Annotated in this window: 20 protein-coding genes and 7 tRNA genes; 14 read left to right on the forward strand and 13 right to left on the reverse strand. The window is 39.1% G+C overall.

From position 1 onward, the window contains the following. Positions 1-37 precede the first annotated feature (37 nt). The 5 genes from oxc to ACLPIE_RS14685 all read left to right on the forward strand — a co-directional run bounded on the left by oxc (position 38) and on the right by ACLPIE_RS14685 (position 7,329). The gene (gene oxc, locus ACLPIE_RS14665; RefSeq protein WP_430262534.1) at positions 38-1,738 is read left to right on the forward strand and encodes an oxalyl-CoA decarboxylase; all 1,701 of its coding nucleotides are present in this window, start codon (positions 38-40) and stop codon (positions 1,736-1,738) included. A 40-nt stretch (positions 1,739-1,778) separates the two neighbouring features. After that, on the forward strand, positions 1,779-2,723 hold the full coding sequence (gene yfdV, locus ACLPIE_RS14670) for a transporter YfdV (RefSeq protein ID WP_430262535.1): 945 nt from the start codon (positions 1,779-1,781) through the stop codon (positions 2,721-2,723). A 42-nt stretch (positions 2,724-2,765) separates the two neighbouring features. Next, the gene (locus ACLPIE_RS14675; protein ID WP_430262536.1) at positions 2,766-4,529 is read left to right on the forward strand and encodes a nitrilase-related carbon-nitrogen hydrolase; all 1,764 of its coding nucleotides are present in this window, start codon (positions 2,766-2,768) and stop codon (positions 4,527-4,529) included. Positions 4,530-4,531: 2 nt separating this feature from the next. Further along, positions 4,532-5,668, forward strand: a complete 1,137-nt coding sequence (yfdE, locus tag ACLPIE_RS14680) for a CoA:oxalate CoA-transferase (protein WP_430262537.1) — start codon at positions 4,532-4,534, stop codon at positions 5,666-5,668. Positions 5,669-6,093: 425 nt separating this feature from the next. Further along, the gene (locus ACLPIE_RS14685) at positions 6,094-7,329 is read left to right on the forward strand and encodes an ArsB/NhaD family transporter (protein WP_430262538.1); all 1,236 of its coding nucleotides are present in this window, start codon (positions 6,094-6,096) and stop codon (positions 7,327-7,329) included. Positions 7,330-7,393: 64 nt separating this feature from the next. Here ACLPIE_RS14685 and ACLPIE_RS14690 read toward each other — a convergent pair whose 3' ends face one another. Then, positions 7,394-8,131 (reverse strand): cyclase family protein, encoded by a 738-nt coding sequence (locus tag ACLPIE_RS14690; RefSeq protein WP_430262539.1) that lies wholly within the window; start codon positions 8,129-8,131, stop codon positions 7,394-7,396. Positions 8,132-8,336: 205 nt separating this feature from the next. Next, the gene (locus ACLPIE_RS14695) at positions 8,337-9,179 is read right to left on the reverse strand and encodes a MetQ/NlpA family ABC transporter substrate-binding protein (RefSeq protein ID WP_430262540.1); all 843 of its coding nucleotides are present in this window, start codon (positions 9,177-9,179) and stop codon (positions 8,337-8,339) included. 213 nt (positions 9,180-9,392) lie between these two features. On the opposite strand from ACLPIE_RS14695, the gene ACLPIE_RS14700 reads away from it, so the two are divergent. Genes ACLPIE_RS14700 through ACLPIE_RS14715 form a run of 4 tightly spaced genes read left to right on the forward strand, consistent with a single transcriptional unit; the run spans position 9,393 to position 13,661 of the window. Continuing rightward, positions 9,393-10,514, forward strand: coding sequence for a CMD domain-containing protein (locus ACLPIE_RS14700; RefSeq protein ID WP_430262541.1), 1,122 nt, complete (start codon positions 9,393-9,395; stop codon positions 10,512-10,514). A gap of 4 nt (positions 10,515-10,518) precedes the next feature. Further along, positions 10,519-11,979, forward strand: a complete 1,461-nt coding sequence (locus ACLPIE_RS14705) for an FAD/NAD(P)-binding protein (RefSeq protein ID WP_430262542.1) — start codon at positions 10,519-10,521, stop codon at positions 11,977-11,979. A 3-nt stretch (positions 11,980-11,982) separates the two neighbouring features. Next, on the forward strand, positions 11,983-12,996 hold the full coding sequence (locus ACLPIE_RS14710) for a methionine ABC transporter ATP-binding protein (protein WP_430262543.1): 1,014 nt from the start codon (positions 11,983-11,985) through the stop codon (positions 12,994-12,996). Then, complete coding sequence (locus ACLPIE_RS14715) at positions 12,993-13,661, forward strand: methionine ABC transporter permease (protein WP_430262544.1); 669 nt, start codon at positions 12,993-12,995, stop codon at positions 13,659-13,661. The genes ACLPIE_RS14710 and ACLPIE_RS14715 overlap by 4 nt, the downstream gene beginning before the upstream one ends. Positions 13,662-13,982: 321 nt before the next feature. On the opposite strand, the gene ACLPIE_RS14720 is transcribed toward ACLPIE_RS14715, so the two are convergent. The 6 genes from ACLPIE_RS14720 to ACLPIE_RS14745 all read right to left on the reverse strand — a co-directional run bounded on the left by ACLPIE_RS14720 (position 13,983) and on the right by ACLPIE_RS14745 (position 15,912). Further along, positions 13,983-14,276, reverse strand: a complete 294-nt coding sequence (locus ACLPIE_RS14720; RefSeq protein WP_430262545.1) for a helix-turn-helix domain-containing protein — start codon at positions 14,274-14,276, stop codon at positions 13,983-13,985. Positions 14,277-15,400: 1,124 nt separating this feature from the next. Next, positions 15,401-15,476, reverse strand: a tRNA-Lys gene (locus ACLPIE_RS14725). Positions 15,477-15,509: 33 nt separating this feature from the next. Next, a tRNA-Lys gene (locus tag ACLPIE_RS14730) sits at positions 15,510-15,585 on the reverse strand. A gap of 37 nt (positions 15,586-15,622) precedes the next feature. Further along, positions 15,623-15,698, reverse strand: a tRNA-Val gene (locus tag ACLPIE_RS14735). A gap of 37 nt (positions 15,699-15,735) precedes the next feature. Then, positions 15,736-15,811: transfer RNA gene (locus ACLPIE_RS14740), tRNA-Val, on the reverse strand. A 25-nt stretch (positions 15,812-15,836) separates the two neighbouring features. Then, positions 15,837-15,912: transfer RNA gene (locus ACLPIE_RS14745), tRNA-Val, on the reverse strand. Between the two features lie 426 nt (positions 15,913-16,338). Here ACLPIE_RS14745 and gltX point away from each other — a divergent pair. The 3 genes from gltX to ACLPIE_RS14760 all read left to right on the forward strand — a co-directional run bounded on the left by gltX (position 16,339) and on the right by ACLPIE_RS14760 (position 18,122). Further along, positions 16,339-17,760, forward strand: a complete 1,422-nt coding sequence (gene gltX, locus ACLPIE_RS14750; protein WP_430262546.1) for a glutamate--tRNA ligase — start codon at positions 16,339-16,341, stop codon at positions 17,758-17,760. A 161-nt stretch (positions 17,761-17,921) separates the two neighbouring features. Beyond that, a tRNA-Ala gene (locus ACLPIE_RS14755) sits at positions 17,922-17,997 on the forward strand. Between the two features lie 49 nt (positions 17,998-18,046). Beyond that, positions 18,047-18,122, forward strand: a tRNA-Ala gene (locus ACLPIE_RS14760). Positions 18,123-18,293: 171 nt separating this feature from the next. On the opposite strand, the gene ACLPIE_RS14765 is transcribed toward ACLPIE_RS14760, so the two are convergent. After that, positions 18,294-19,046: an SDR family NAD(P)-dependent oxidoreductase gene (locus ACLPIE_RS14765; RefSeq protein ID WP_430262547.1), complete on the reverse strand. Its 753-nt coding sequence runs from the start codon at positions 19,044-19,046 to the stop codon at positions 18,294-18,296. 117 nt (positions 19,047-19,163) lie between these two features. Here ACLPIE_RS14765 and ACLPIE_RS14770 point away from each other — a divergent pair, with 117 nt between their 5' ends. Next, a complete protein-coding gene (locus ACLPIE_RS14770) occupies positions 19,164-19,586 on the forward strand; it encodes a MarR family winged helix-turn-helix transcriptional regulator (protein WP_430262548.1) in 423 nt (140 codons plus the stop codon). Here ACLPIE_RS14770 and ACLPIE_RS14775 read toward each other — a convergent pair. From ACLPIE_RS14775 to zipA, 4 genes are all read right to left on the reverse strand, one after another. Continuing rightward, on the reverse strand, positions 19,583-19,798 hold the full coding sequence (locus ACLPIE_RS14775; RefSeq protein WP_004912576.1) for a DUF3820 family protein: 216 nt from the start codon (positions 19,796-19,798) through the stop codon (positions 19,583-19,585). The two genes, ACLPIE_RS14770 and ACLPIE_RS14775, sit on opposite strands and share 4 nt — an antisense overlap. Before the next feature lie 80 nt (positions 19,799-19,878). Beyond that, entirely contained in the window at positions 19,879-21,063 is a 1,185-nt protein-coding gene (locus ACLPIE_RS14780; protein ID WP_430262549.1) for a NupC/NupG family nucleoside CNT transporter, read from the reverse strand. A 289-nt stretch (positions 21,064-21,352) separates the two neighbouring features. Continuing rightward, the gene (gene ligA / locus ACLPIE_RS14785; protein ID WP_430262550.1) at positions 21,353-23,371 is read right to left on the reverse strand and encodes an NAD-dependent DNA ligase LigA; all 2,019 of its coding nucleotides are present in this window, start codon (positions 23,369-23,371) and stop codon (positions 21,353-21,355) included. A gap of 56 nt (positions 23,372-23,427) precedes the next feature. After that, positions 23,428-24,399: a cell division protein ZipA gene (gene zipA / locus ACLPIE_RS14790; protein WP_430262551.1), complete on the reverse strand. Its 972-nt coding sequence runs from the start codon at positions 24,397-24,399 to the stop codon at positions 23,428-23,430. 218 nt (positions 24,400-24,617) lie between these two features. Here zipA and cysZ point away from each other — a divergent pair, with 218 nt between their 5' ends. Then, entirely contained in the window at positions 24,618-25,382 is a 765-nt protein-coding gene (gene cysZ / locus ACLPIE_RS14795; protein ID WP_430262552.1) for a sulfate transporter CysZ, read from the forward strand. Positions 25,383-25,472: the final 90 nt, after the last annotated feature.

Consider the following 25,472-nt stretch of genomic DNA (forward strand, 5'->3'; position numbering starts at 1 on the left):
TTAATTATTCAGGCAACTAATTATTAACGAGGTTGATATGTGCTCAGATACAGTTATTCCTATGACTGATGGTATGCATATTATTGTTGATGCACTAAAAAAGAATGGCATCGAAACAGTATATGGCGTAGTTGGCATACCTATCACGGATATGGCAAGACAAATCCAAGCTGAAGGTATCCGTTATATTGGCTTTAGACATGAACAATCAGCAGGTAATGCAGCCGCAATTAGTGGTTATTTGACCCAAAAACCGGGAATTTGCTTAACAGTATCAGCACCGGGATTTCTCAATGGGTTAGTCGCACTAGCGAATGCGACTGTTAATGGATTCCCTATGATTCAAATAAGTGGCTCAAGTGACAGAAGTATTACTGATCTACAAAAAGGGGATTACGAAGAATTAGATCAGATGAATGCAGCAAAACCCTTTGTAAAAGCATCTTATCGCGTTAATAAGCCTGAAGATTTAGGTATCGCGCTCGCAAGAGCGCTCCGAGTTGCAGCGTCAGGGCGACCCGGTGGTGTTTATCTTGATTTAACATCAGAGGTTCTTGCATCTGTTCTCGACAAAAAAACCGCTGACCAATCTATTCCTGTTGTTCGCTTTCCACTACCAAAACAAATTCCAGATAATGATTCCATCAATAATGCATTAGCTTTACTCGCCAAAGCCCAAAAACCACTCATCATTCTCGGCAAAGGTGCGGCTTATTCACAAGCTGATGAGAAAATCACTCAGTTCATTGAGTCTACTGGCATTCCTTACCTGCCTATGTCCATGGCAAAAGGACTACTTCCTGACACCCATCCTTTATCAGCAGCAACGGCTCGCTCCTTTGCGCTAGAAAATGCCGATGTTATTGTTTTAGTTGGTGCTAGGCTTAATTGGTTACTAGATCATGGAAAAGGCAAACATTGGTCACCGGAAACCAAACTCATCCAATTGGACATTGACCCAAATGAAATCGACAGTAACCGATTCATAACCGTTCCGGTTATTGGTGATATTGCCGCCAGTATGGAACTACTGACGACAAATCTTAAAAATGTGAAGATTTCACCACAGAAAGCATGGATTGATTCTCTTGATGAGCGTAAACAAATTAATGCTCAAAAAATGGCAGTAAAACTCAATACTAAAACCTCCCCATTAAATTATTTCAATGCATTAAGGGCGGTTCGCGATGTGCTGGTCAACCATAAAGATATTTATGTCGTGAATGAAGGGGCCAATACACTAGATAATGCTCGTAATATCATTGATATGTATCAACCTCGTAAACGCTTAGATTGCGGGACTTGGGGGGTTATGGGTATCGGTATGGGGTATTCGATTGGTGCTAGCATCACTAGTGGACTGCCCGTTGTTGCTATTGAAGGTGATAGTGCATTTGGGTTTAATGGCATGGAAGTTGAAACAATATGCCGTTACAACTTGCCGGTGACTATACTTATATTCAACAACAATGGTATTTATCGAGGTGATGCCGTCAATCTTGATAATGGTAGCGACCCTGCCCCGACATCATTAATGGAAAATGCGCGTTACGATAAAATGTTTGAAGCATTTGGAGGCGTTGGATACTGCGCATTGACAGAAGATGATATTCAAAAAGCCCTAAGTGAAAGTATCGCATCAGGTAAACCATCATTAATTAATATTGTTATTGACCCATCCGTGGGAACTGAAAGTGGACATATTTCCAATTTAAACCCTAAATCTAATCTTAATTAAGGTATCCATTTATTTGTATATTCAACAATAGGAAAAACCTATGTTCCTCATAAATATACTCATGGGTGACTTATTACCTATTATAGCCATAATTATCGTTGGGTATATTAGTGGTAAGAAAAATATATTTAATGCAGACCAAACCCAAGTAATGAATAAATTAGTTTTAACTTTTGCGTTACCAACCGCATTATTTTTAGCTATAGTGAAATCGAATAGAGACATGATATTATCGAATGCTAAATTATCGTTAGTATCATTAGTTGTTATTTTATTCTGTTTCTTTCTTTCATACTTTTGCTGCTATAAATTATTTAAAAACTCCCATAAGGAAGCAGGCGTCTGTGCGTTAATTGCAGGTTCTCCTACAATTGGATTCTTAGGCTTTGCTGTCCTACAACCTATATTTGGTGATATTCCAGAAACAGGAGTTGTTGTTGGTATTATATCAATAATTGTTAATGCCATTACTATTCCAATTGGTTTATGTATGATCAATTTTGGCGATAAAAATAGTGATAGCTGGCAGAAAACATTATTGGACTCTTTTAAAAAACCTGTTGTATGGGCGCCAATATTAGCAACTATACTGGTATTTTTAGGTATTAAAGTGCCGAGTGATTTATACCCAACTTTTGCTTTAATGGGAAGCATCAACTCAGGGCTTGCGGTTTTCGCTTCAGGTTTAACGCTATCTCAACATGTATTTAAATTTAACATTGAGATTACTTGGAATACCATTCTTAAAATGATAATAATGCCAGCGCTACTTCTTGTTGTAGGATTATTATTCAAAATGGAGTCCATTCAAATCCAAATGATGGTCATTGCAGGATCACTACCCCCTGCATTTTCAGGCACTATTATTTCAAGCCGTTTAAATATTTACACCGAAACAGGTACAGCAAGTTTAGCTGTCAGTATTCTATCATTTATTATTACTGCTCCTATCTGGATCTACGTGACTAAATTATTTACAGCTTAATATTGCAATCAAATAATATATCCATCTATGAGGCTTAATATTATGAATCATTCATCTTTAACTAATATTAATAAAAATATTAAAGTAGCGGCTGTAGATTTTGTTCCAGCATGGGGAGATTTAGACGGTAATATATCTCGTTTGGTTGATGCGGTTAAAAAAATCAGCTCAGAAGGTGTGAACTTTGCCGTTTTTCCTGAAACAGCAATAAGCGGGTATATTTTTACTGACTATAATGAAATAAGTCCTTATTTAGATACAATTCCAGGGAAAATGACAAACGCAATATGCCCTCTCCTTGCTGAAAATGGCATGTATATGAGTATCGGCATTGCTGAAAAAGATGCTGAAACGGGCTTAGCTTATAATTCAGCTGTCCTCATGGGGCCCTCTGGTATTATCGGCAAATATAGAAAAATTGGTTTAAATTCTCAAGATCAAAAAATCTTCTCTACCAGTGATACTGGGGTTAGAGTGTTTGATACAGAAATAGGTAAGATAGCATTACTGATTTGTTACGATGATACTTATTGGCAATATGCCCGCTTAGCCACGCTAAAAGGGGCTCAAATAATTTCATGGCACTCCGTGTCGGATAGATTATTAAAAGAGTCCAGTACCGAAGCCGAAATGCGTAGCGACCACTCAACGATTGGCCATGTTCAACATATGAGCGCACTCAATGGTGTTTGGGTCATCTGCACGACAAGAAGTGGTATCGAAACAAACTTAATTACCAAGAAAAAAGTCTACTACAATGGAGGTTCCAGTATCTGGTCTCCTGAAGGACATAAAGTCTGTGAAGCCGAAGTCGTTCCACCCATTGAACGTGAACCGGGACTAAATGAGATTTATACCGCTTTAGTCGATTTAAGCGAAGCGGATAAAAAAAGAAAAGAAATACTACGCAAACGTAATCCAAGAGTCTATTTCCCTTTGCTAACTTTACACCATTCATCTACAGTTCAAAATGGAACAAAAGAACAGCATAAAGTTAAATTAACCGCTGTCCAATGGGATAAAAATAGCGTTGATTTAGACTCCATTACGGTTAGCGAAGGTGAGCTACTTGTTCTGCCTGAGCTTTCTAATATGGCTTATTCTACTGATCCAAGTATTATCCTTGCTCATTCAGAGTCTTGTAATGGTTCTTTTGAACAAAAAATCACAGAAATTAGCCAAGCAGGTAAAGGCTATGTTGTTGGTAGCTACCCACAAATTATTATCGATAAAGTTTATCACACTGTTGTTTTAGCGGGGCCGGAAGGAAATATCTTAGCTCGTTATAATGTCACCCACCTCAATGAAAGAGATAAAGGCTGGGCAACCGCAGGAACTGAACTATCCGTAACAAAAACACCAATTGGTCATATCGCCCTCGCCGCTGCTCATGAACTTGAAGTCCCTGAATTAGGAGGCAGCTACTGTGCCTTAAGGGCAGACATTATTGCGGCTCCTGCGGGTCTGCCCGGTAAATTAAAAGTTGAAATTGATGAAAGACTATATGTGGTTTCGAACCCTCCAACAAATAAAGCGGATTATATCCCTTATAGTGCCGGTGAATTAAATCAGTTATGGGTGGTGTGTGGAGGAAGACCTGACGGAATATACACTTCCGCGGGTATTTATGGTTCTGACCCAATCATGATCTCCCCCACACTACTTGCCCAACCAAATAGTTCAAAAATCAGTTATGAGGCGGAAGTACCTGCGCAATCATTATGGATTAACCAAAATGAGTTACTCTCAGGACAACAGCCTATTTGGTACACACCTTTAGTTCTGGATGTTCAAGAGGAGAAATAACCATGAAAGGTCCTTTTGATGGTGTATTAGTCATTGATTTAACTCATGTCCTTAATGGCCCATTTGGTACACAAAATCTTTGTGACTTGGGGGCTCGAGTCATTAAAATTGAAAAACCGGGTCACGGAGATGATACCAGAACCTATGGCCCATATATTGATGGCAAATCGCTATACTATAGTTTTATAAATAGAGGTAAGGAAAGTATCGTTTTAGACCTTAAGAATAATGATGACCGTGAACTTTTTTTCAATATGGTAAAAAAAGCTGACGTATTAACGGAAAATTTTAAACCGACAACAATGAAGAAACTGGGGCTATCTTATGAAACACTCGCTAAGATTAACCCTCGTTTAATCTACGCGTCATCATCAGGATTCGGTCATACTGGCCCTATGTCACAATCTGCTGCTTACGACACCATCGCCCAAGCAATGAGTGGGATTATGTTAGAAACGGGCTCACCAAACGATCCGCCAATTCGAGTTGGAACATCTATCTCCGATTTATGTGCGGGTATTTACATGTTTAGCGCTATCGCAAGTGCATTATATGCCAGAGAAAAAACAGGATTAGGGACATTTATTGATATCGCAATGTTCGATTCTACCCTCGCTTTTCTTGAGCATGGTTTTATGGCATACGTTGCAACAGGAAAGGCACCTGAACGGATTGGAAGCCGACATCCTTACATGGCTCCCTTCGATATTTATCGCACAAAAGATAAACATATTAGTATTTGTTGTGGAAATGATGATATTTTCGTTAAATTATGCCATGCATTAGGTTTAGCCGATTTATTAGAAGATGAACGGTTCAAAACTAATAATGACCGAGTCGCTAATCAAGCGGTTTTGAAGGCGATGATGGAGGAGAAACTACAGGAAAAAAAACAAGACGATTGGTTAAATATACTGCTCAATGTGGATATTCCCGTAGCACCTATCCTTGATATTGCACAAGCATTAAACCTACCTCAAGTGGCAGCACGTAATATGTTAATAAATGCAGGAGGGGTAAAAATGCCAGGAAATCCTATAAAAATGAGTGCCTACCCTGACCCAACCATTAGGGACGGTGCACCTGAGCTAAATCAACACGGTGATCAATTACGTCAAGAATTCAAAAGCAAAGCGTAAGTGAACCAAATCAAATGAAAACAACTAAAATGGATGTAAATTTAAATTACGTCCATTTTTGGAGCCATATTTAAAACGGTAAAGTGACAGCCCTATTAATTAAGCAACCTATCGAAGCCACATTCTCCACTTACTTAGGTGTGTTACTGTATCTTGAATTGATTAATACACAAAATTCTAAGCACACTCGCTCTAATTTAATAACTACGAGTACCGTCATTGGTTTAACTATTTTTTCTTGTTATCTAACCAATAAATTTCATATTTCCTTCACCATCTATAGATTTTTACAGAATAAGTCTTTTTACGATATTCACTAATAGGCATTTATGCAACTTATTATTATCAAGCTATATTTAACCTTGATTCAATAGAATTTCACCGCTAGATTAACGCTAATTTTCTTAATTAAAAATGTGAATACGATGACTTTAACCATTATTGTTTTTCTTTTGGTTTATATTGCTATGGGCTTTGGCACACTACCTGGCTTCAAGGTTGATAGAACTGGGGCTGCAGTAATTGGCGCTCTGGCCATGATGGCGGTTGGCAGTATTACGCCACCTCATGCATGGAATGCTATCGACTATCGCACCATTGGTATGCTATTTGGGCTCATGGTGGTATCGGCATCTTTTGTTGTTTCAGGCTTTTATAGCTGGACAGCCAACAAAGTGGCGATGCTTAACGTCTCCCCCCCTGTTTTACTTGCTGTATTGATTGTTGTTGGTGGACTTCTTTCTGCTCTACTTACCAATGATGTCGTTGTTGTCGCAATGACGCCGTTACTCGTTTCAATCAGTTTATCACGTGGTCTAAATCCAATTCCTTTTTTACTTGGCTTCTGTTTTGCTGCAAACAATGGCGCTGCGGGCTCTTTGATTGGTAGCCCACAGAATATGATCGCCGCTCAAGGCTTAGATATTTCTTTCATTGGGTTACTACAAGCTTCCGCCATTCCAGCGCTGATTTCTTTATTCCTCACTTGGTTAGTCTTAGTTTGGTTATATCGACATCGTTGGTATTTAACAAAAGACAAAATTCAAACACCGGCATCAAAAACAACTCAAGATACATTAAATGTATGGGAAACGACAAAAGCAGGGATAATAACCTTCATAGTGATTATTGCCTTTATTGTTAGTGATGTTCCTAGAGAACTGATTGCACTTACCGCTGCGGGCTTTTTACTCTTAAACCGCTCAATTGCTTCTAGTGATATGTTGAAATTAGTTGATGGTAATCTTTTATTACTCATTATGGGATTATTTGTTGTCAATGCCGCATTCGCTGCGACTGGGTTGCCTCAACAATTATTAACAGATTTGCGTGCTCATGGTGTCAATCTTAATGATCCTTTAGCCTTATTCTTAGTCACAGGCGTATTAAGTACCATAGTCGGAAATAACCCTTCGGTCATGTTATTAGTTCCTTTTTTAACACCAGAAGGCAATGCTGACTCCCTAGGCGCCGCTTTAGTATTAGGCTCAGGTTTTTCGAGTAACTTATTAGTTTTCGGAAGTCTGGCTGGTATTATTGTTGTCGAACAATCGGCTGCATATGGTGTAAAAATTTCTTTTGGTGAATTCTCTAAATCAGGGGGAATTGTTGCGCTACTATGCATGCTATTAGCGGCAGTATGGATCTCATTTGCATTATAATTCTCTGATTAGCTTTATCAATCTGCCTGCCATACTGGCAGATTGATAAGTTTTTCGTAACCGCTTATGGAAGTATGGCAAAAGAACGTACAGGAAATCCGCTCGCATTATTTGGTTTAGCAACAATATTAAAAATTACTGCCCCCCGAGTTGGCACTTGATCCAGATTTGCCAATAGCTCAACTTGATAAGTATCTTGCTCTAACACATAATACTCCCCAAGAAGAGCATTATTGTTACGAAAATCCTTGGCTGCATCGGTGTCAAATGTTTCGTGTCCAATAGCTTTAATTCCTCGCTCCTCAAATAAAAACTTGAGTGCATCCATTCCCCAACCCGGTATTTGGTTATTGCCTTCTTCGTCTTTGTTATCCATTAATTCTTGCGATGGCCACCGTTTGCTCCAATCGGTACGTAATGCAACAAAGCAACCTTGCTCAATCACACCATGCTGCTTTTCAAAGGCTAAAACATCATTCAGAGAAAATGCAAAATTAGGGTCTTGATTTGCTCTTTCGGACTGATCAATAACAATTAAAGGTAAAACCAATTCTTTTAATTCCAATTCATGTAAGAAGCGCGTTCCTTCAACAAAATGGCACGGCGCATCAATATGTGTTCCATATTGCCCCGGAAAAGAAAATTGCTGAGCAAAGAACCCATCAGAGTAATCAAATAGTGTTTTAAACTCAGCTGGTTCAAACATAAAAAAATGAGGAGAATTCTTATCAAAACTATGAGTCAAATCTACCCATTTTTTATTCTTTATTACATTTAACGCCTTTATTAATTCATTATTCATATCTTCCCCTGTCAGATTTATTTTTTGGTTAGTACGCTATTGTTATATTGTCTTTACTTATTAAGTATATAAATAACATTAAAACATCCACTTATTTAACATGAATAATTTTCACATTCAGCATATAAATCATCTAAAAAAGCCACTAATTACAAATAAACTAGTGGCCAACGTAGAATAAAATAACAAATAAAAAGACTAGAATTTATTTAGGGTATTTCTTCCAGCTTTCAGGTTCAATAAAACCATCATAAATACGCTGTGAACGAATATAATCTGCATACTCTTTCGATTCAAAGGCATCTTTGAGGTCTTTCGCCCACTGAGAATCCAGATCTTTTTGCATTACTGTAACAATCACTCGATGCTCTAACGGGGAATTTTCTACCACTAATCCATCCGCAATACGTTGTCCCGCACTTGCAACATAATTCCCATTCACCACAACAAAATCGACGTCATCTAACAAACGCAATCCTTGTGCAGCATCAGTCTCCCTGATATCTAATTTATATTTACCCGCAGAGATATCATTGACACTAAAACTTAATGTACTGACATTAGGTTTAATTTTAATCCAACCTAATTCTTCTAAAATTCTCGCCCCTCGCTCAGCATTTACAGGGTCATTCGATAAAGCGACAATCATGCCATCTTGCACTTCATCAAGACTTTTATGTTTCTTTGAACGCAAACTTTGTGGTGCACTCGGGGAATCCGTCAATGCAACCATATTAATATTATTTTTTTTGTTATAAGCATCCATATAAGCGCGGCTTTGGTTCACTGACGCATCAATAGAGCCTTCTTCAAAAGCAGGGTTTATTTGTCTGTTTTGGGAAAACTGTCGTAAATTAACGGTATATCCTTTTTTCTCTAAAATAGGAACAATGCCTTTATCAACTTGATCAATATAGTTTCCAACACCAAAACCTATAGTAATTTCTTTTTTATTAGGATTATCTTTTTCATTATCCCCACCACACGCAGAAAGCGTGATAATTATTGTAGCGACCAAAGGTAAATTTATTAATTTTTGTTTTAACATATATAACGACCCTGTAACGATGTTTTGGGCAGTATAATCATAATTTATGCGTTCTACTTAGACCATCTCGTTATAACTTAATATAAAAGAAATATAAGAACTAATTTTAATTACATTTAGATATAAGGATATAACAAATAGATCGTTCGATAAATGATGTGCATGATATGTAATAAAGGAGATAAAAAAACGTTTCAAAAAGTGAGTTACTTTATGACTATTTTCAATGACGATTTAATTAATTCTTTGACTAACTTAACACCAGATTCCAGCTTAGCTAAAGTTCGCAAGGAACGTTCCGCTGCAACAGATAATACTCAAGCCTCATTTGAGGCCATATTTTCTGCCCCCTCTGCGCTTCTATCTGAAGATTTGAAATATGATTTAGCCCATCAAGTTGCCATGATCACTGGTAGCCCAAGCCTTGCAGAGTTTTACCGTCAGTCAATAAAGTCGACGATATCCGAGGATGTTCCTGCAATTAAAGCAGCAAAGGAATATCTGCAAATATTAACTGTATCACCAAAACAGACGAGTTTTCAGCTTATTGAACAGCTAACTAATCATGGTTGGCAAGAAAGTGATCTTATTTTGCTGGCTCAATTGATTACTTATGTCACCTATCAATCACGACTTATTGAAGGGATCTTATTACTTACCAATATAGATGATAATTTCAGCTCACAGACTAAAGCCGTTGCAGGCAACTGGAACCACCAACCATTCACCAAACAAGGGAAACCTTCGCCAACTGCCTTTACTCAAAATAATTTAGGCTGGGAGTCTTGGTTAACAGCAAGAGAGCCAAGTACATTGTCGCCTGAAGAAATTCAGACCATGAAAAAATTTGGCCAGTTAAATTCAGAATATTTTTTACTGTTGGCCCATCAAAGTAAAATTTTAGAACTACGCACACTAGTGGACCGTGGTGTATTTTATACCTCGGGAGGTCTTCCTCGCTGGGAACGTGAATTCGCAGCCGCTGTGGTAAGTAAAGTTAATGGCTGCATTTACTGTGCATCAGTTCATGCACGAAAAGCGAGCCAATATGCCAAAGAGCGTCGCACAGATGTTGATAAATTACTGGCAACCCCTGCCGGTTCGGTACTTGCAGAAGGCTTTGATGAAAGGCTACTTGCAGTAACGGATTTGGTCGCCTCATTGTCTGCAACCCCAATTCAAGCCAATGCTTCGCAAGTTGCTGTATTGCGAAAACTCGGCTTATCCGAACTTGAATTATTGGATCTCATTCAATCCAGCGCATTCTTTTCATGGGCAAATCGTTTAATGCTCTCTTTAGGTGAACCTTTTGAAAAAGTAGAAAATAAGGAATAACGCAATGGAACTGTTAACAGGTTTGGCCGCACTAGAAGCACAAATAGAGCAAGATTTGCAGTATCTTAACTTACCCATCTCCGAGTGGTCATTATCAGAAAATAGTAAAGAAAAACAATGTATTGATGTTGCTATTATCGGCGCGGGTATGTCAGGAGTCACCGCTGCATTTGCCCTAAAATTACGTGGAATTAATGCCATTATTTTCGACCAAGCTCCCGCAGGTAAAGAAGGCCCTTGGAAAACCCCTGCGCTGATGGAAACATTACGTTCACCAAAACAAGTTGTTGGTCCAGCCCTAGCCTCTCCTTCTTTAACGTTTCAAGCTTGGTTCAAAGCGCAGTTTGGAATCCAAGAATGGGAAGCGCTCGATAAAATTCCAAGATTACAATGGGATGAATATCTACAATGGTTTAAAACTATGACCTCGCCACATGTCTTCAACCAATATCAATTGATTGATATTATTCTTGCTGACAACTATCGAGAACTGATCTTTAAAACCCCGACAGGTACAGTACGTTATAAAGCTCAGCACGTTATTTTAGCGACAGGAATGGAATCCTTTAGTGAAGCGAATATACCAAGTTTCATGAATGATATACCAACATCCTATTGGGAACATTCATATGCAGGGACAGATTATCGCCGCTTTAAGGGACTCGACCTTGGCGTTGTAGGTTATAGTGCCGGTGCGATGGATAGCTCCGCAACAGCATTGGAAAATGGTGCTAAGTCTGTTGAAATTTTAATCCGTGCCGCTGATATGCCTCGTGTAAACCGCGGAAAAGTGGCAGGTAGCGCAGGCTTTACCAATGCATATGCGTATTTTACAGATGCTCAAAAATGGCACTACGCTGACTATGTTGCTAAGGCTAAAACTCCTGCTCCGCATGGGAGTACCTTACGCGTTTCTCGCCATGAAAATGCTTATTTTAATTTCAATACCCAAATTAAATTCATTGAATTAAAAAATAAAAAATTACACATCACTACAACGAATGGAAAGTTCACATTAGATTATTTGATCCTCGCGACAGGATATCGCATTAATTGGTCTAAACATCATGCATTTAACCGACTAGCCCCCTTAATTAAAACATGGGGTGATGTTTATATCCCCCCCAGTAGTGAAGAAAATACAGAGCTAGCATCACACCCATATTTAGGTAACCATTTTGAGTTACAAGCTAAACAAAACGATGAAAACTATAAAGTTAATCAATTGTATTGTTTCAACCTGAGTGCCTCACTCAGTATGGGGCCGGTTATTGGTTTGATCCCAGGAACAAACATAGGTGCGGAACGATTAGCAGACCACATTGCAGCTCAATTGTACCTTGCTCACCGCGAACAACACCTTGAATTAGTCAAAACCAGCCAAGACGCTGAGTTACTTGGAGACGAATGGAAGCCTGCGGCATCACCTTCAGAACGTATGCAACTAACTGATAAAGTAGAGTAAATCATGATTACCTTTCAAAATATTCAAAAAATATATGAGAAAGATGGGCAATCTTTAGTTGCATTGCAAGATGTTAATTTGCACATCAATAAAGGAGACATCTTTGGCTTTATTGGCTATAGCGGGGCAGGTAAAAGCTCACTAATCCGCTTAGTCAATCAATTAGAAAAACCAACTAGCGGTGCGGTTATCATTAATGGAGAAAATATTGCCCACCATACCCCAGCTGAGATACGTGCACATAAAAAAAGTATTGGTATGGTTTTCCAACATTTTAATTTATTGGAAACGAAAACTGTTGCACAAAACATCGCGATGCCACTGCTATTGTCAGGCGTTGATAAGCAAGAAATTAATCATCGAGTAGATAACATTCTTGAATATGTTGAACTTACTGATAAAAAAAACCAATACCCTGGGCAACTGTCTGGAGGGCAAAAACAACGTGTTGGCATCGCCCGAGCACTGATTAATAACCCACAAATATTATTATGTGATGAGGCAACATCAGCACTTGATCCGCAAACTACACGCTCAATATTGCAATTATTGAAGAAAATCAATCAAGAGCAAAAGATAACTATATTGTTAGTTACTCATGAAATGGAGGTCATAGAGCAAATTTGTAACCGTGTCGCCGTTATGGAGTCAGGACAGATTGTAGAGGAAGGCACAGTGCTGGACATATTCGCTAATCCGCAACAGCAAACGACACAAAGATTCGTTGGAACCGTATTAAACCAAGAGATCCCTGAACGCGTACTTCATAATTTAGAACATCAACAAAATGTCTATCGGCTTGAATTTTTAGGTTCTTCTGCACAGCAACCCGTTGTTAACGAGCTGATGCTAAAAGAAATCGTCAAAATTAATATACTCTTCGCCAATATGAAAGAAATTAGCGGGGTTGTCCTCGGTAGTATGTTTGTCCAGCTCATCGGTAATGAAAACAACATTGATGAAGCTATTTTGTTTCTTCGCCACCACGGGGTTGCTGTTAATAAGGGCGTACTATGACACAGTTATTTGAAACTGCTTTAACCAGTAAACAATTTTTGTTAGCCATGTCTGAAACATTCACCATGGTGAGCATCGCCCTCGTTCTAGGCTCACTATTCGGTATCCTATTAGGCATTTTATTAGTCGTTACAAGGCCTGAAGGTATATGGGAAAATAAATCCATTTATCGGATTATTAATCCAATCATTAACATTATCCGTTCATTACCTTTTATTATCCTGTTGGTTGCAATGATCCCATTAACACGTTTTATGGTCGGTACATCAATAGGAACAACCGCTGCAATTGTACCTTTAGTGATTTTCATCGCACCTTATACTGCCCGCTTAGTCGAAAATTCCTTACTTAGCGTACATTCAGGAATTATTGAAGCAGCAGACTCAATGGGTGCGACGAATTGGCAAATTGTTTGGCATTTTATTTTGCCGGAAGCAAAATCATCACTGATACTAAGCCTCACCGCAGCAAGTATTACACTAGTGGGTGCAACAGCGATGGCCGGAGCAGTTGGCGGCGGCGGTGTTGGTGATTTGGCATTAAACTATGGCTATCAACGTTTTGATAATGTCGCAATGGCAATAACGGTTATTACTCTAGTCATTATAGTCCAAGGTATGCAATTTATTGGGGACTACTTAGCGAAAAAGGCGCGTTACCACTAATAAGTGTAATTAATAAATTTGTCTTATTTGCAGCCATAAAAATGGGGAAATATAACTACCTATTATTACATAAAATAAGTGAACATTATTTACTAATAAGTCGTTATCTAGGTCAATAATTTAGTTTCAATGTTATATTGTAAAAAATAAAAGCCCTATTTGGGCTTTTATTTTTTTATAACTCGTTATAAGAGATAAATAATATAAATATACTCTTTTTTGAAATGCACACAGAACGTGTGTTAATTTGTGTTCTTAATTGAAACAATTAAAAATAAAAACAAATTAAAGTTTCATTTTGAGACAAAATAATTATTTATATTACACAAGAGTATAAATGGAATCATCGAACCCTTTTGTATCCATACTCTCATCTGCTTGTGTGTCATCCTGTAGTATTTCACTAAAGAATTCACCCATATTAACGCCTAATACTTTTAATACGCGAACAAGGCAATCTATATCAATACGATTTACACCACGCTCGTAACGAAATAATTGTTGTTCGCTTATATCTATCTCTTTAGCTAACTGGAAAACTGTATAGCCTTGAGCTTTTCTTAGCGTTTTAATTTTTTGTCCAACTGCACAAGCGACAGGATATTTTGTATTCATAAACATTCTCGCTTCAATTTATATTAATGAAATAAAAATCAGCAGGTAGTTAACCGCATTTTTTTATTTTTATCTTTATTTAATATGTATAACGCTGATACTGCTTCTAACGATTCAGCCTCTATCGAAAGGAATGATATACTAGCCTCCTAATTAGTTTCAACTAGTCTTAAAGTGACATTGCAACTATGTAACAAAATATTTCAGGCTAATTTATCTCTATAAAAAAACAAATAAACTTTTAAATATCATGATGTTAAATTAGAGTATAAACTTCATATCGTACCTATATAGCTCCTGTCATTTAGTTAACACCAAAATATTTACCTAAATAAATACTCAAGTGTAGAGGTATAACCTAAAAATAAAGGAAATAAACAGAATAATTTAACACTGTAACAATATTAATGATTTTATAGTGACAATTCCATTAGAAAAGCTAAAAAGCAAGCAAATTTGATGTTTAAATGTAAATAAAAGTAAAAACAGTATATTTTACTTCTATAACCATTTAACAATATTAAACATCAATAACCTGCAAAAGTTAATGGTCTGTTACATTCATTTTAAACGCTAAATTTTTAAAGTAGCTAGGTAAGAATTTACCAAATAACATTATTCAACATAACAAAAGCATAACGTTAATAAAGTTTATTATTCATTTTACTTGATGAACATCACAAAATTATGACCAAATACTATTATTAGATAATCTGTTTTTAATCTTGTTTTTTTATCCTCTAAAGAAGACAATTGATATTTAATATCGTCATATTTTGCATTAACAGTTCTATATTTCAACTATCACTAAATGACAATTCGACAATACTTTACTTCCCTCCTGAAACTACTATCATCTACATTCATGGTTATTGCTTTTTTATATCCTATAAAACAACCTATCAATTAATATTTAATTGACACCTTAATTAACATGCGATTAAAAAACGCGCATCATTAAGCGACTGAAAATACTAAATTGAATTACTTGCTTGGAGTGTGTTTTGGGATAGTAGATCATGCAGGATTTTGATCCTATGGATCTGGCTTACAGCCTAACCTGCAACCAGTTTACCAAGGGCTTGATGACTGAGTATTTACTGGGTTTCGGAGGAAGTATTAGATGGTGGGTCGTGCAGGATTCGAACCTGCGACCAATTGATTAAAAGTCAACTGCTCTACCGACTGAGCTAACGACCCATCTGGATATTACTTTAATTTCTTATTTTTAGATGGTGGGTCGTGCAGGATTCGAACCTGCGACCAATTGATTAAAAGTCAACTGCTCTACCGACTGAGCTAACGACCCATCTAAATATGTATTTTAATGCGAGTAACGAATGAAGTGGTGGGCGATAGCGGGCTCGAACCACTGACCCCCTCCTTGTAAGGGAGATGCTCTACCAACTGAGCTAATCGCCCACTTCATGACTTATACTACTACATTGCAATAAATAATTGGTGGGCGATAGCGGGCTCGAACCACTGACCCCCTCCTTGTAAGGGAGGTGCTCTACCAACTGAGCTAATCGCCCAATTATTTATTTTCATCGTCGACGGTGGTGGGCGATAGCGGGCTCGAACCACTGACCCCCTCCTTGTAAGGGAGGTGCTCTACCAACTGAGCTAATCGCCCCGTCGTCGATGGAGGTGCATTATAGGGATACGGAGTTCAGAGTCAACGCTTTTTCGATAGATTTTTTTCGTTCGTTGCAAAAATAATCAAGATGTTCCAATATCCGCCAGAAAAGCTGTCTTTTTAATCAATCACCTAGATAATTTAGCCTTTTCATCTTCACAAAAAGTAAAAATAATTTTTCCATCTCATTCTTTTAAGTCATTAGCCCCTCCTGCCACTTTCTTTTCTTCTATCTTCATAACTTGATTGAGGAATCACCACAGGATGATAGAATAGAGGGACATTTTAGCAATGCTTACAAACTTCACGATTTCAGAACGTCAAATAATTTCCTTCTTTCATTAAAAGGAACTCAACGTTCAATTTTCCAGAATAAACTTGTAAGCGCTTCAAAAACAATGTTTTGCAATTAAGGCAATCTCGATGAGTAAAATCAAAACCCGTTTTGCACCTAGCCCAACAGGCTATTTACACGTTGGTGGTGCGCGTACTGCTCTGTATTCCTGGTTATTTAGTCGCCACAATCAGGGCGAATTTGTCCTGCGTATTGAAGATACCGACTTAGAACGCTCAACTCAGGAAGCTATCGATGCCATTATGGACGGTATGAACTGGTTGAATTTAAATTGGGATGAAGGCCCGTATTATCAGACCAAACGTTTTGACCGCTATAACGCTGTTATTGACCAAATGTTAGAAGCAGGTACAGCGTATCGTTGTTTCTGCTCAAAAGAACGCTTAGAAGCTTTACGTGAAAAGCAAATGGCGAATAACGAAAAACCTCGTTATGATGGTTGCTGCCGTGACCACGCACATAACCACACTGCTGATGAGCCACATGTTGTTCGTTTCCGTAACCCACAAGATGGCTCTGTGATTTTTGATGACAAAATCCGTGGCCCAATTGAATTTAGTAACCAAGAACTGGATGACTTAATTATTCGTCGTACTGATGGTTCACCAACTTATAATTTCTGTGTAGTTATTGATGACTGGGATATGGAAATTACGCATGTTATCCGTGGTGAAGATCATATCAACAACACACCTCGCCAAATCAACATCCTAAAAGCATTAGGTGCACCTGTACCCGTATATGCGCACGTTTCGATGATTTTAGGTGACGATGGTAAGAAACTATCGAAACGTCATGGTGCAGTCAGTGTTATGCAGTATCGCGATGATGGCTACCTACCACAAGCTCTCCTTAACTATTTAGTACGCTTAGGTTGGTCTCACGGCGACCAAGAAATCTTCACAATTGAAGAAATGCAAGAGTACTTCACCCTCGATGCTATCAGTAAGTCTGCTAGTGCATTTAACACTGATAAACTGCTGTGGTTAAACCACCATTATATCAATACATTACCAGCTGAAGAAGTCGCTACTTACCTAGCATGGCATATCGAACAACAAAATATTGATACCAGTACTGGCCCTCAATTAGTTGATTTGATTAAATTATTAGGTGACCGCTGTAAAACATTGAAAGAGATGGCTGAATCTTGCCATTATTTCTACCAAGACTTTGACGAGTTTGACGCTGATGCGGCTAAGAAACACTTACGCCCCGTCGCTCGCCAACCATTAGAAGTGGTAAAAGACAAACTAGCAGCTATCACCGATTGGACAGCTGAAAATGTCCATCAAGCCATCGAAGCCACTGCAACTGAGCTAGACGTTGGTATGGGGAAAGTCGGCATGCCATTACGTGTTGCTGTTACTGGTGCAGGTCAGTCCCCTGGACTTGATGTAACTGTCCATGCAATCGGGCAAGCACGTTCTATTGCTCGTATTGACAAAGCATTAGCTTTTATTGCTGAACGTGAAGCTTCCGCACAATAATTGAAATCTCTTGCCCTCAATTTATTGGGGGCAATTCACGCCTCTCACTTAATCACTTGCAAAATGTTCTATATTTCAGCAATTAAACCTAAAACCCGATTATTTTATTGACACTCTAACCTAGCTTGAATATGATGCCTTTCGTCAAAAAGATTTTGTTTGGGGCTATAGCTCAGCTGGGAGAGCGCTTGCATGGCATGCAAGAGGTCAGCGGTTCGATCCCGCTTAGCTCCACCATCTAATTCCCTGTTAGGTGGCATATTTAAAACAACAAAATCTATCGATTGGGGCTATAGCTCAGCTGGGAGAGCGCTTGCATGGCATGCAAGAGGTCAGCGGTTCGATCCCGCTTAGCTCCACCATCTTATCTTCCTAGTAAGCTATTTTCTGTTTTATCCATTTTACAAATCCGATGATTTCAGCACGTTTAGTCACCTTTGGTAATATTGCCACATAGTAGGCAAATTTAGTTTTTCTAAATGTAATTGGCGTCTTATCTCATTGCCGAACAGACGCCAAACCCTAACGGCTTATTATTGTGTTGTATAACCCCCATCAACAGGAATAAATGCCCCCGTAATAAAGCTACTATCATCAGATAACAAAAAAGCGACCACGTTGGCAATTTCTTCTCGTGTTGCCATCCTGCCCATTGGATGGGTTGAAGCCATCCATTTTTGCGTTTCTTGCGGTAACATTGCAATATTCGGTGTTTCTACATAACCGGGGCCAATGGCATTAATACGGATGCCTTTTTGTGCATTCTCTAAGGCGGCTGAACGTGTTAACCCTAATACAGCGTGTTTTGCTGCTGTATAGGGGGCTATCCCCGCTATCCCAGCCACACCATTACAAGCAGACAAATTCACAATTGCACCGCCTCCACTGCGTAAAATAGCCGGAATACTATATTTCATGCCGTGAAAAGCCCCTGTTATATCGGTTTCAATCACCTCGTGCCAAGCCTCTAAAGGATAATCTTCAATGTTTACCCCATGAGGGCCTGTGATCCCCGCATTATTCACTAAATAGTGCAAAGCACCATATTTTTGCTCTATTTTTTCGACTGTTGTTTTAAAGTCTTGCGCATTTGCCACATCCATTCTTATCGCCCAAACACGGTTGCCTGCTGGGTCTATCTCTTGAACCGCTTGTTGCAAAGCGGTTTCATTACGCCCTGTAATAACAACGCTGGCACCAAGAAGATGCAGTTTTTTCGCAATACCAAACCCGACACCTGTTGATGCCCCTGTAATGAGTGCTACTCGATGATTGAATTTATCCACAATTCACCTCAATTATAGTTAACTTTAGTTAACTATAATTAATTAACCAAAGTTAATCAACTCATCGTATTATCATTAAAACCAATATATACTCAGTATATTGAATATTAAGGAATAATGATGATGTCTAATTCTCTTGAAGATGCCCTTTCCCTGTTGCAATGCACGTTAGTCGCACGCAGGGTCAGCTTTACCCCTGAGCAAATCACTTGGGGGCAATATGACGTTCTGGAAATATTGAGACTAAAAGGCGATTTAACACCCAGCCAATTAAGCCAATCTCTTGGTCTTTCCCGCCAAAATTTATCGAAATTTCTACGAGTCCTGAAATCCTATGATTTCGTAGAACAATATCAATCAGAGCAAGATAGGCGGGAGTTGATTACCCATTTAACTGAAAAAGGGCACCAGTTTTTACAACGTGCAGCGATAGGGCGTGCTGAAAATGCAGCTAAAGTGAAAGCGGTATTAACGCCGCAAGAACAAGAATTGTTTATTGCTTTAAGCCAAAAAATTACTAACGCACTTGGGCATAATTAACCTCGCTTTAACGGTTTTACGAGGCCTTCTAACCCTTCGATTTTTAACCCTAACGTCATTTCCATTAGTTGGCCTAAACGCCCTGCTGGAAACTCTCCCTTTTTATAAAACCATAATAAATATTCTTCTGGTAAATCAATTAGCACACAGCCTTTGTATTTACCAAATGGCATATAGGTATTCGCCATATCAATAAGATCTTGCTTTTCCATCATTATTTCTCTATTTCACCTTAGACAAAAAAACGGCGCTCATCTGAACGCCGTTTTTTAATTTAACATGTTTTTGTCGATTACAAAACTAACCCAACAACAGCCGCTGATAAGAAGCTAACTAACGTTGAACCGTACAGTAATTTCAAACCAAAACGAGCAACGGTGTTACCTTGTTTTTCATCTAAGCCTTTAATCGCACCTGCAATGATACCGATGGAAGAGAAATTGGCAAAAGAGACTAAGAATACCGATAAGATACCAATAGAACGCTCAGATAAGCCACCTGCAATCGCTTGTAAGCCATCCATTGCAACGAACTCATTGGTTACCATCTTAACGGCCATGATACCACCCACTTGTAAGGCCTCATCCGCAGGAATACCCAGTATCCAAGCAAACGGATAGAACACGTAACCTAACATGGTTTGGAAATCAACACCGAATACGGCTGAGAAAATACCATTAACCATTGCGATCAGGGCAATAAACCCAATCAACATCGCAGACACGATAATCGCAACTTTAAACCCAGCAAGAATATATTCGCCTAACATTTCAAAGAAGCTTTGACCCTCATGCAGGTTGCTCATTTGAATGTCTTCTTCACCTTCTGGTGGGTATGGGTTGATTAATGATAGGACGACGAAAGTACCAAACATATTCAATACTAACGCTGCAACCACAAAGCGAGGCTCTAGCATTGTCATATAAGCACCAACGATAGACATTGATACTGTAGACATTGCCGTTGCTGCCATAGTGTACATTCTGCGCTCTGACATGCGGTTCAATTGATCTTTATACGCAATAAAGTTCTCTGACTGACCCAATAATAATGAGCTTACTGCGTTAAAAGATTCTAATTTCCCCATACCGTTCACTTTCGATAACACAGTACCGATGATACGGATCACGATAGGTAGAATTTTGATGTGCTGTAAGATCCCGATCAGTGCAGAAATAAAAATAATCGGACACAGTACTTGTAAGAAGAAGAATGCTAAGTTGCCTTCAATCATCCCACCGAAAATAAACTTAGTTCCTTCTGCCGCATAGCCCAACAAGTGTGTAAACACCCCTGCAACACCAAGAACAAAGGATTCACCAATATTAGATTTTAAGAACAAATACGCTAATGCAATTTGAATAACCAGCAGTTGAACAACATAGCGAGGACGGATACCTCTACGATTACTACTTGCTAAAATAGCAAGAGCAGCAATTACTACTAAGGACAAAACGAAATGCAGGATCGAGGTCATATGCGACTCCAACAAATTTAAGAATCAGTCTATGCGTATATTCTATGTAATAGATAACATTTAAATGAGACAACGGTCACATTTAAATGAAAACTTACTATGTGTATTTTGCTAAAAACAGAAGGAGATCACGTTTTAATCATGAAGAAAGAGTCAAATGACCTTTTTTGTATAGAAATATAAATGAAAATTTAGTTTATGTCTTACAATAACCTACGACTGGCTTAGCCACTTAATTCAAACTCGCTTGATTCAAATCCAGTAACTAAGCCAAATAGAATATAGTTTACTATTCGATATTCAGCAAACGAATTAGCTCATCTTCATCAATAACAGGAATTCCTAATTTATTTGCCTTAGCTAATTTTGAACCTGCGGCTTCCCCTGCGATTACCATATCAGTTTTCTTAGAAACGCTACCCGCCACTTTCGCCCCTAATGCCACTAATTTATCTTTTGCCTCATCACGGGTTAATATACTCATTGACCCCGTTAATACCACCGTTTTACCTGCAAATGGGCTATCAATCTCAGCACGATTAATCACTTTCACTTCCGGCCAATGGATATTTGCCTTATTCACTAAGTCATAAATGACGGCTTTATTATGTTCCTCGTGAAAAAAGTTCACCACATGCTTTGCTACCACATGCCCAATATCTTGTACTGTCTTCAAAGACTCTTCATCTGCGGCCATAACTGCATCAAGAGTGGCATAATGCGCCGCTAAGTTAGCGGCTGTTGCCTCTCCAACTTCGCGAATACCAAGCGCATAAATAAAGCGGGCCAAAGTTGTTTGCTTGGATTTATCTAATGCATCGACCAATTTTTGTGCTGACTTTGGCCCCATACGGTCAAGTCCAGTTAAAATACCTGCACTTAATTGATAAAGGTCAGCAGGCGTTTTGACATACTCTTTATCAACCAATTGGTCGATGATTTTGTCCCCCATACCATCAACATCCATTGCACGGCGAGACACAAAGTGTTTTAACGCTTCTTTACGTTGAGCCCCACAAATCAGCCCGCCAGTACAGCGCGCGACGGCTTCGCCTTCAACACGCTCAATGTCAGAACCACAAACTGGACAATGGGTTGGAAATACAATTGCACGGCTATCGGCAGGACGTTGCTCTACAACAACGCTCACAATTTGAGGAATAACATCGCCTGCACGTCGGATAACCACAGTATCGCCTATATGTACCCCAAGACGTTCAATTTCATCCGCATTATGCAATGTGGCATTACTCACGATAACACCCGCTACTTGTACGGGCTCTAAACGAGCTACAGGGGTAATTGCGCCTGTACGACCGACTTGGAACTCAACATCTTTGAGTAATGTAATTTGTTCTTGAGCAGGAAACTTAAATGCCGTCGCCCAACGAGGAGCCCGTGACACAAAGCCTAATTCCTCTTGAATTGCTATCGAGTTTACTTTGATAACCACACCATCAATATCAAAGCCAAGTTCAGGACGAACACGCTCTATTTCATGATAAAAATCTAATACCGCTTGAGAACCTACACGTAACTGAACATACTCACTCACAGGCAAACCCCATTTTTTAAACAGCATTAGGCGTTCATAATGAGTATCAGGCAACGTTTCACCTTCGACTAGACCGACACCATAACAATAGAAAGTTAATGGCCTTTTAGCCGTTATACGTGGATCAAGCTGACGTAAAGAACCAGCAGCAGCATTACGTGGATTGGCAAAAACTTTTCCACCCGTCTTCCGCGCCTGTTCATTCAGTTCTTCGAAACCTTTTTGTGGCATAAAAACTTCACCACGGATTTCCACTCGCTCAGGTATATTGTCTCCCGTTAAACGTAAAGGGATGGCACGAATAGTGCGTACATTGGCAGTAATATTTTCACCGACAGTGCCATCTCCACGAGTTGCAGCCTGCACTAGCTCACCATTCTCATATAAAAGGCTAACCGCTAAGCCATCTAGCTTTAGCTCACAACAAAATGTGAGCTGTTCATGGTTTTTTAATCGGTCTCTCACACGTTTATCGAACGCTAAATAACTTTCTTCATCAAATACGTTGTCTAGTGACAACATTGGTATTTCATGACGAACCGTTTCAAAAGCGGATAAAGGTGCAGCGCCCACTCGCTGGGTTGGTGAGTCGTTCGTGATAAGCTCAGGGTGTGCTTCTTCAATGCTTTTCAAGCGTTGCATCAGCTTATCGTATTCAACATCAGGAATTTCTGGCGCATCTAATACATGATATTGATATTCATGGTGACGTAATTGTTTTTTTAGTTCTTCAATTTCTTGTTTGGTAGTCATGATCCACTCGTAAAGATAAAAAACCCCCAATCAAGGGGGTTTTATGAAACCGTTGCTTAGCTCAATGTATTTCTAATTCGCGCATGGTACACCTCTATTTTTTGAGGTGTAAGCATTTTGCGTTCATCGTCAAGAACCACCCCACCGGCATCCGATGCGATGCGTTGAGCTGCCTGAAGCATAAGCTTAAAGTTTTGCCCTGCTTCCCCATACGATGGCACCATCATGAACATGGAAACCCCTGGGGTAGAGAATTCTGACATGGTTTCAGGGTCAAATGAACCTGGCTTCACCATATTAGCTAAACTAAACAAAACCGGCCCTGTTCCTGATGGATGGACATGACGATGGAAAATATTCATTGCCCCGAACTGGAAACCAGCTTGTAAAATACTTTGAAGTAAGACCTCACCTTGTAACTCTTGCCCTTGATGAGCGGCTACATGAAGTACCAGGACTGTCTCCTTGCTATTTGTTGTAGCAGAATTTTCCTGTTGTTCAGTTTTCGTCTCAGTGTGCGCCGCTGCTTGTTCATGTGAGTCTTCTTTTAGGTTATGAGAATCAATATGTGGCTCAGATGCTAAATTGCGAGCAGGCTCCTGCGCAATTTCATCATTCATATTGATGGTTAATTGCTCTGGAACATGAGGCGCTTCAGCCTTCGATGCCACGCTATGCTCAACCTGAAGATTTTTTTCAGGCGTAATGTCTAATTCAACAGCCGGTTCGGCTGATGATGATGGCTGTATACTAGGTTCAACTTGAGAGTCATTTTTTACCGGATATACAGTCTCTGTCTCAGTTGCAGTGGGATGAATCGGTGCCTGCTGAGTAGGTTGATTTTCAGTAAATAATGCAGAATCATCATAATCAGATGAGCTCTCCTGCGTATCGTTTTTTCTACGTTTTATGGGTCTGTCACGAAATAACTTAGAACGCTCTTTACGGCTGGTCCATAAACCATGCAGTAATAAAGCGATAATGGCTATCGCACCTACGACCACTAATATCAGACGCAAATCCTGCATCGCTGCTATCTCTAGTTGATGAATGATAATGCCATCATGGCGGAAACTACCTTAAGATTATTTCTCAATTGCTCTAAGTGCAACCCTCAGAACGATTTTCTTACAAGAAAGAGAACATTCCGCTTTCGTTTGCTGTTTTTTTAAGCAAATAATGGCTAGTCAGTCTAATTTCATATCTATATGATACATGGTCAACCGAAAAGGAGAGAACAAGAAGTATGACCCAATCGACATTTTCGCCACAAAAAGACCATTCAGGTTTTTATTATTTTACACAAGGATGGCGACTAATTACACGTCCCGGTATAAAACGCTTTGTCATTTTGCCTCTGCTAGCCAATATTCTGTTCTTAGGCGGCGCATTTTGGTGGTTATATACTAAGCTTGGTGGCTGGATAGAAAAAGTGATGAGCTATGTTCCTGATTGGTTACAGTGGCTTGATTATATACTTTTCCCACTTGCTGTTATTTCTATTATTTTAATATTTACTTATTTTTTCAGTACCATTGCCAACATTATTGCTGCACCATTTAATGGCTGGCTCTCTGAAAAACTTGAAGCCGAGCTGACAGGTAAACCCGCTCCTGATACTGGCATCGCCGAATTATTAAAAGATGTTCCACGTATGATAAAACGTGAATTTGTACGCATCGGTTACTATTTGCCGCGAGCCATTGGGTTACTTGTCTTATTTTTTATTCCTGCTATTGGCCAAACTGTTGCCCCTATCTTATGGTTTTTATTCGGTGCTTGGATGATGTCCATCCAATATTGCGACTACCCATTTGACAACCATCGAGTCGGTTTTAGCGAAATGAAGCAGGCGCTAGCAAAAGAACGGATGAGAAACATTCAATTTGGTGGCGTTGTTAGCTTGCTCATGATGGTACCTATCGTCAATTTAGTTATCATGCCTGTTGCCGTCTGTGGGGCGACATTGATGTGGGTGGATAGGTACCGTATCCGCTACGCTCGCTATTGATTGTTCTCTTCTGATTTGCGCAGGTTGACTACCTGCGCCCTTCTATTACTTTATTTTTGTTACACTATAATCATTTCTTAGAACGATTAG

It is taken from the genome of Providencia sp. Me31A (genome assembly GCF_050487165.1).
GTDB lineage: Bacteria > Pseudomonadota > Gammaproteobacteria > Enterobacterales > Enterobacteriaceae > Providencia.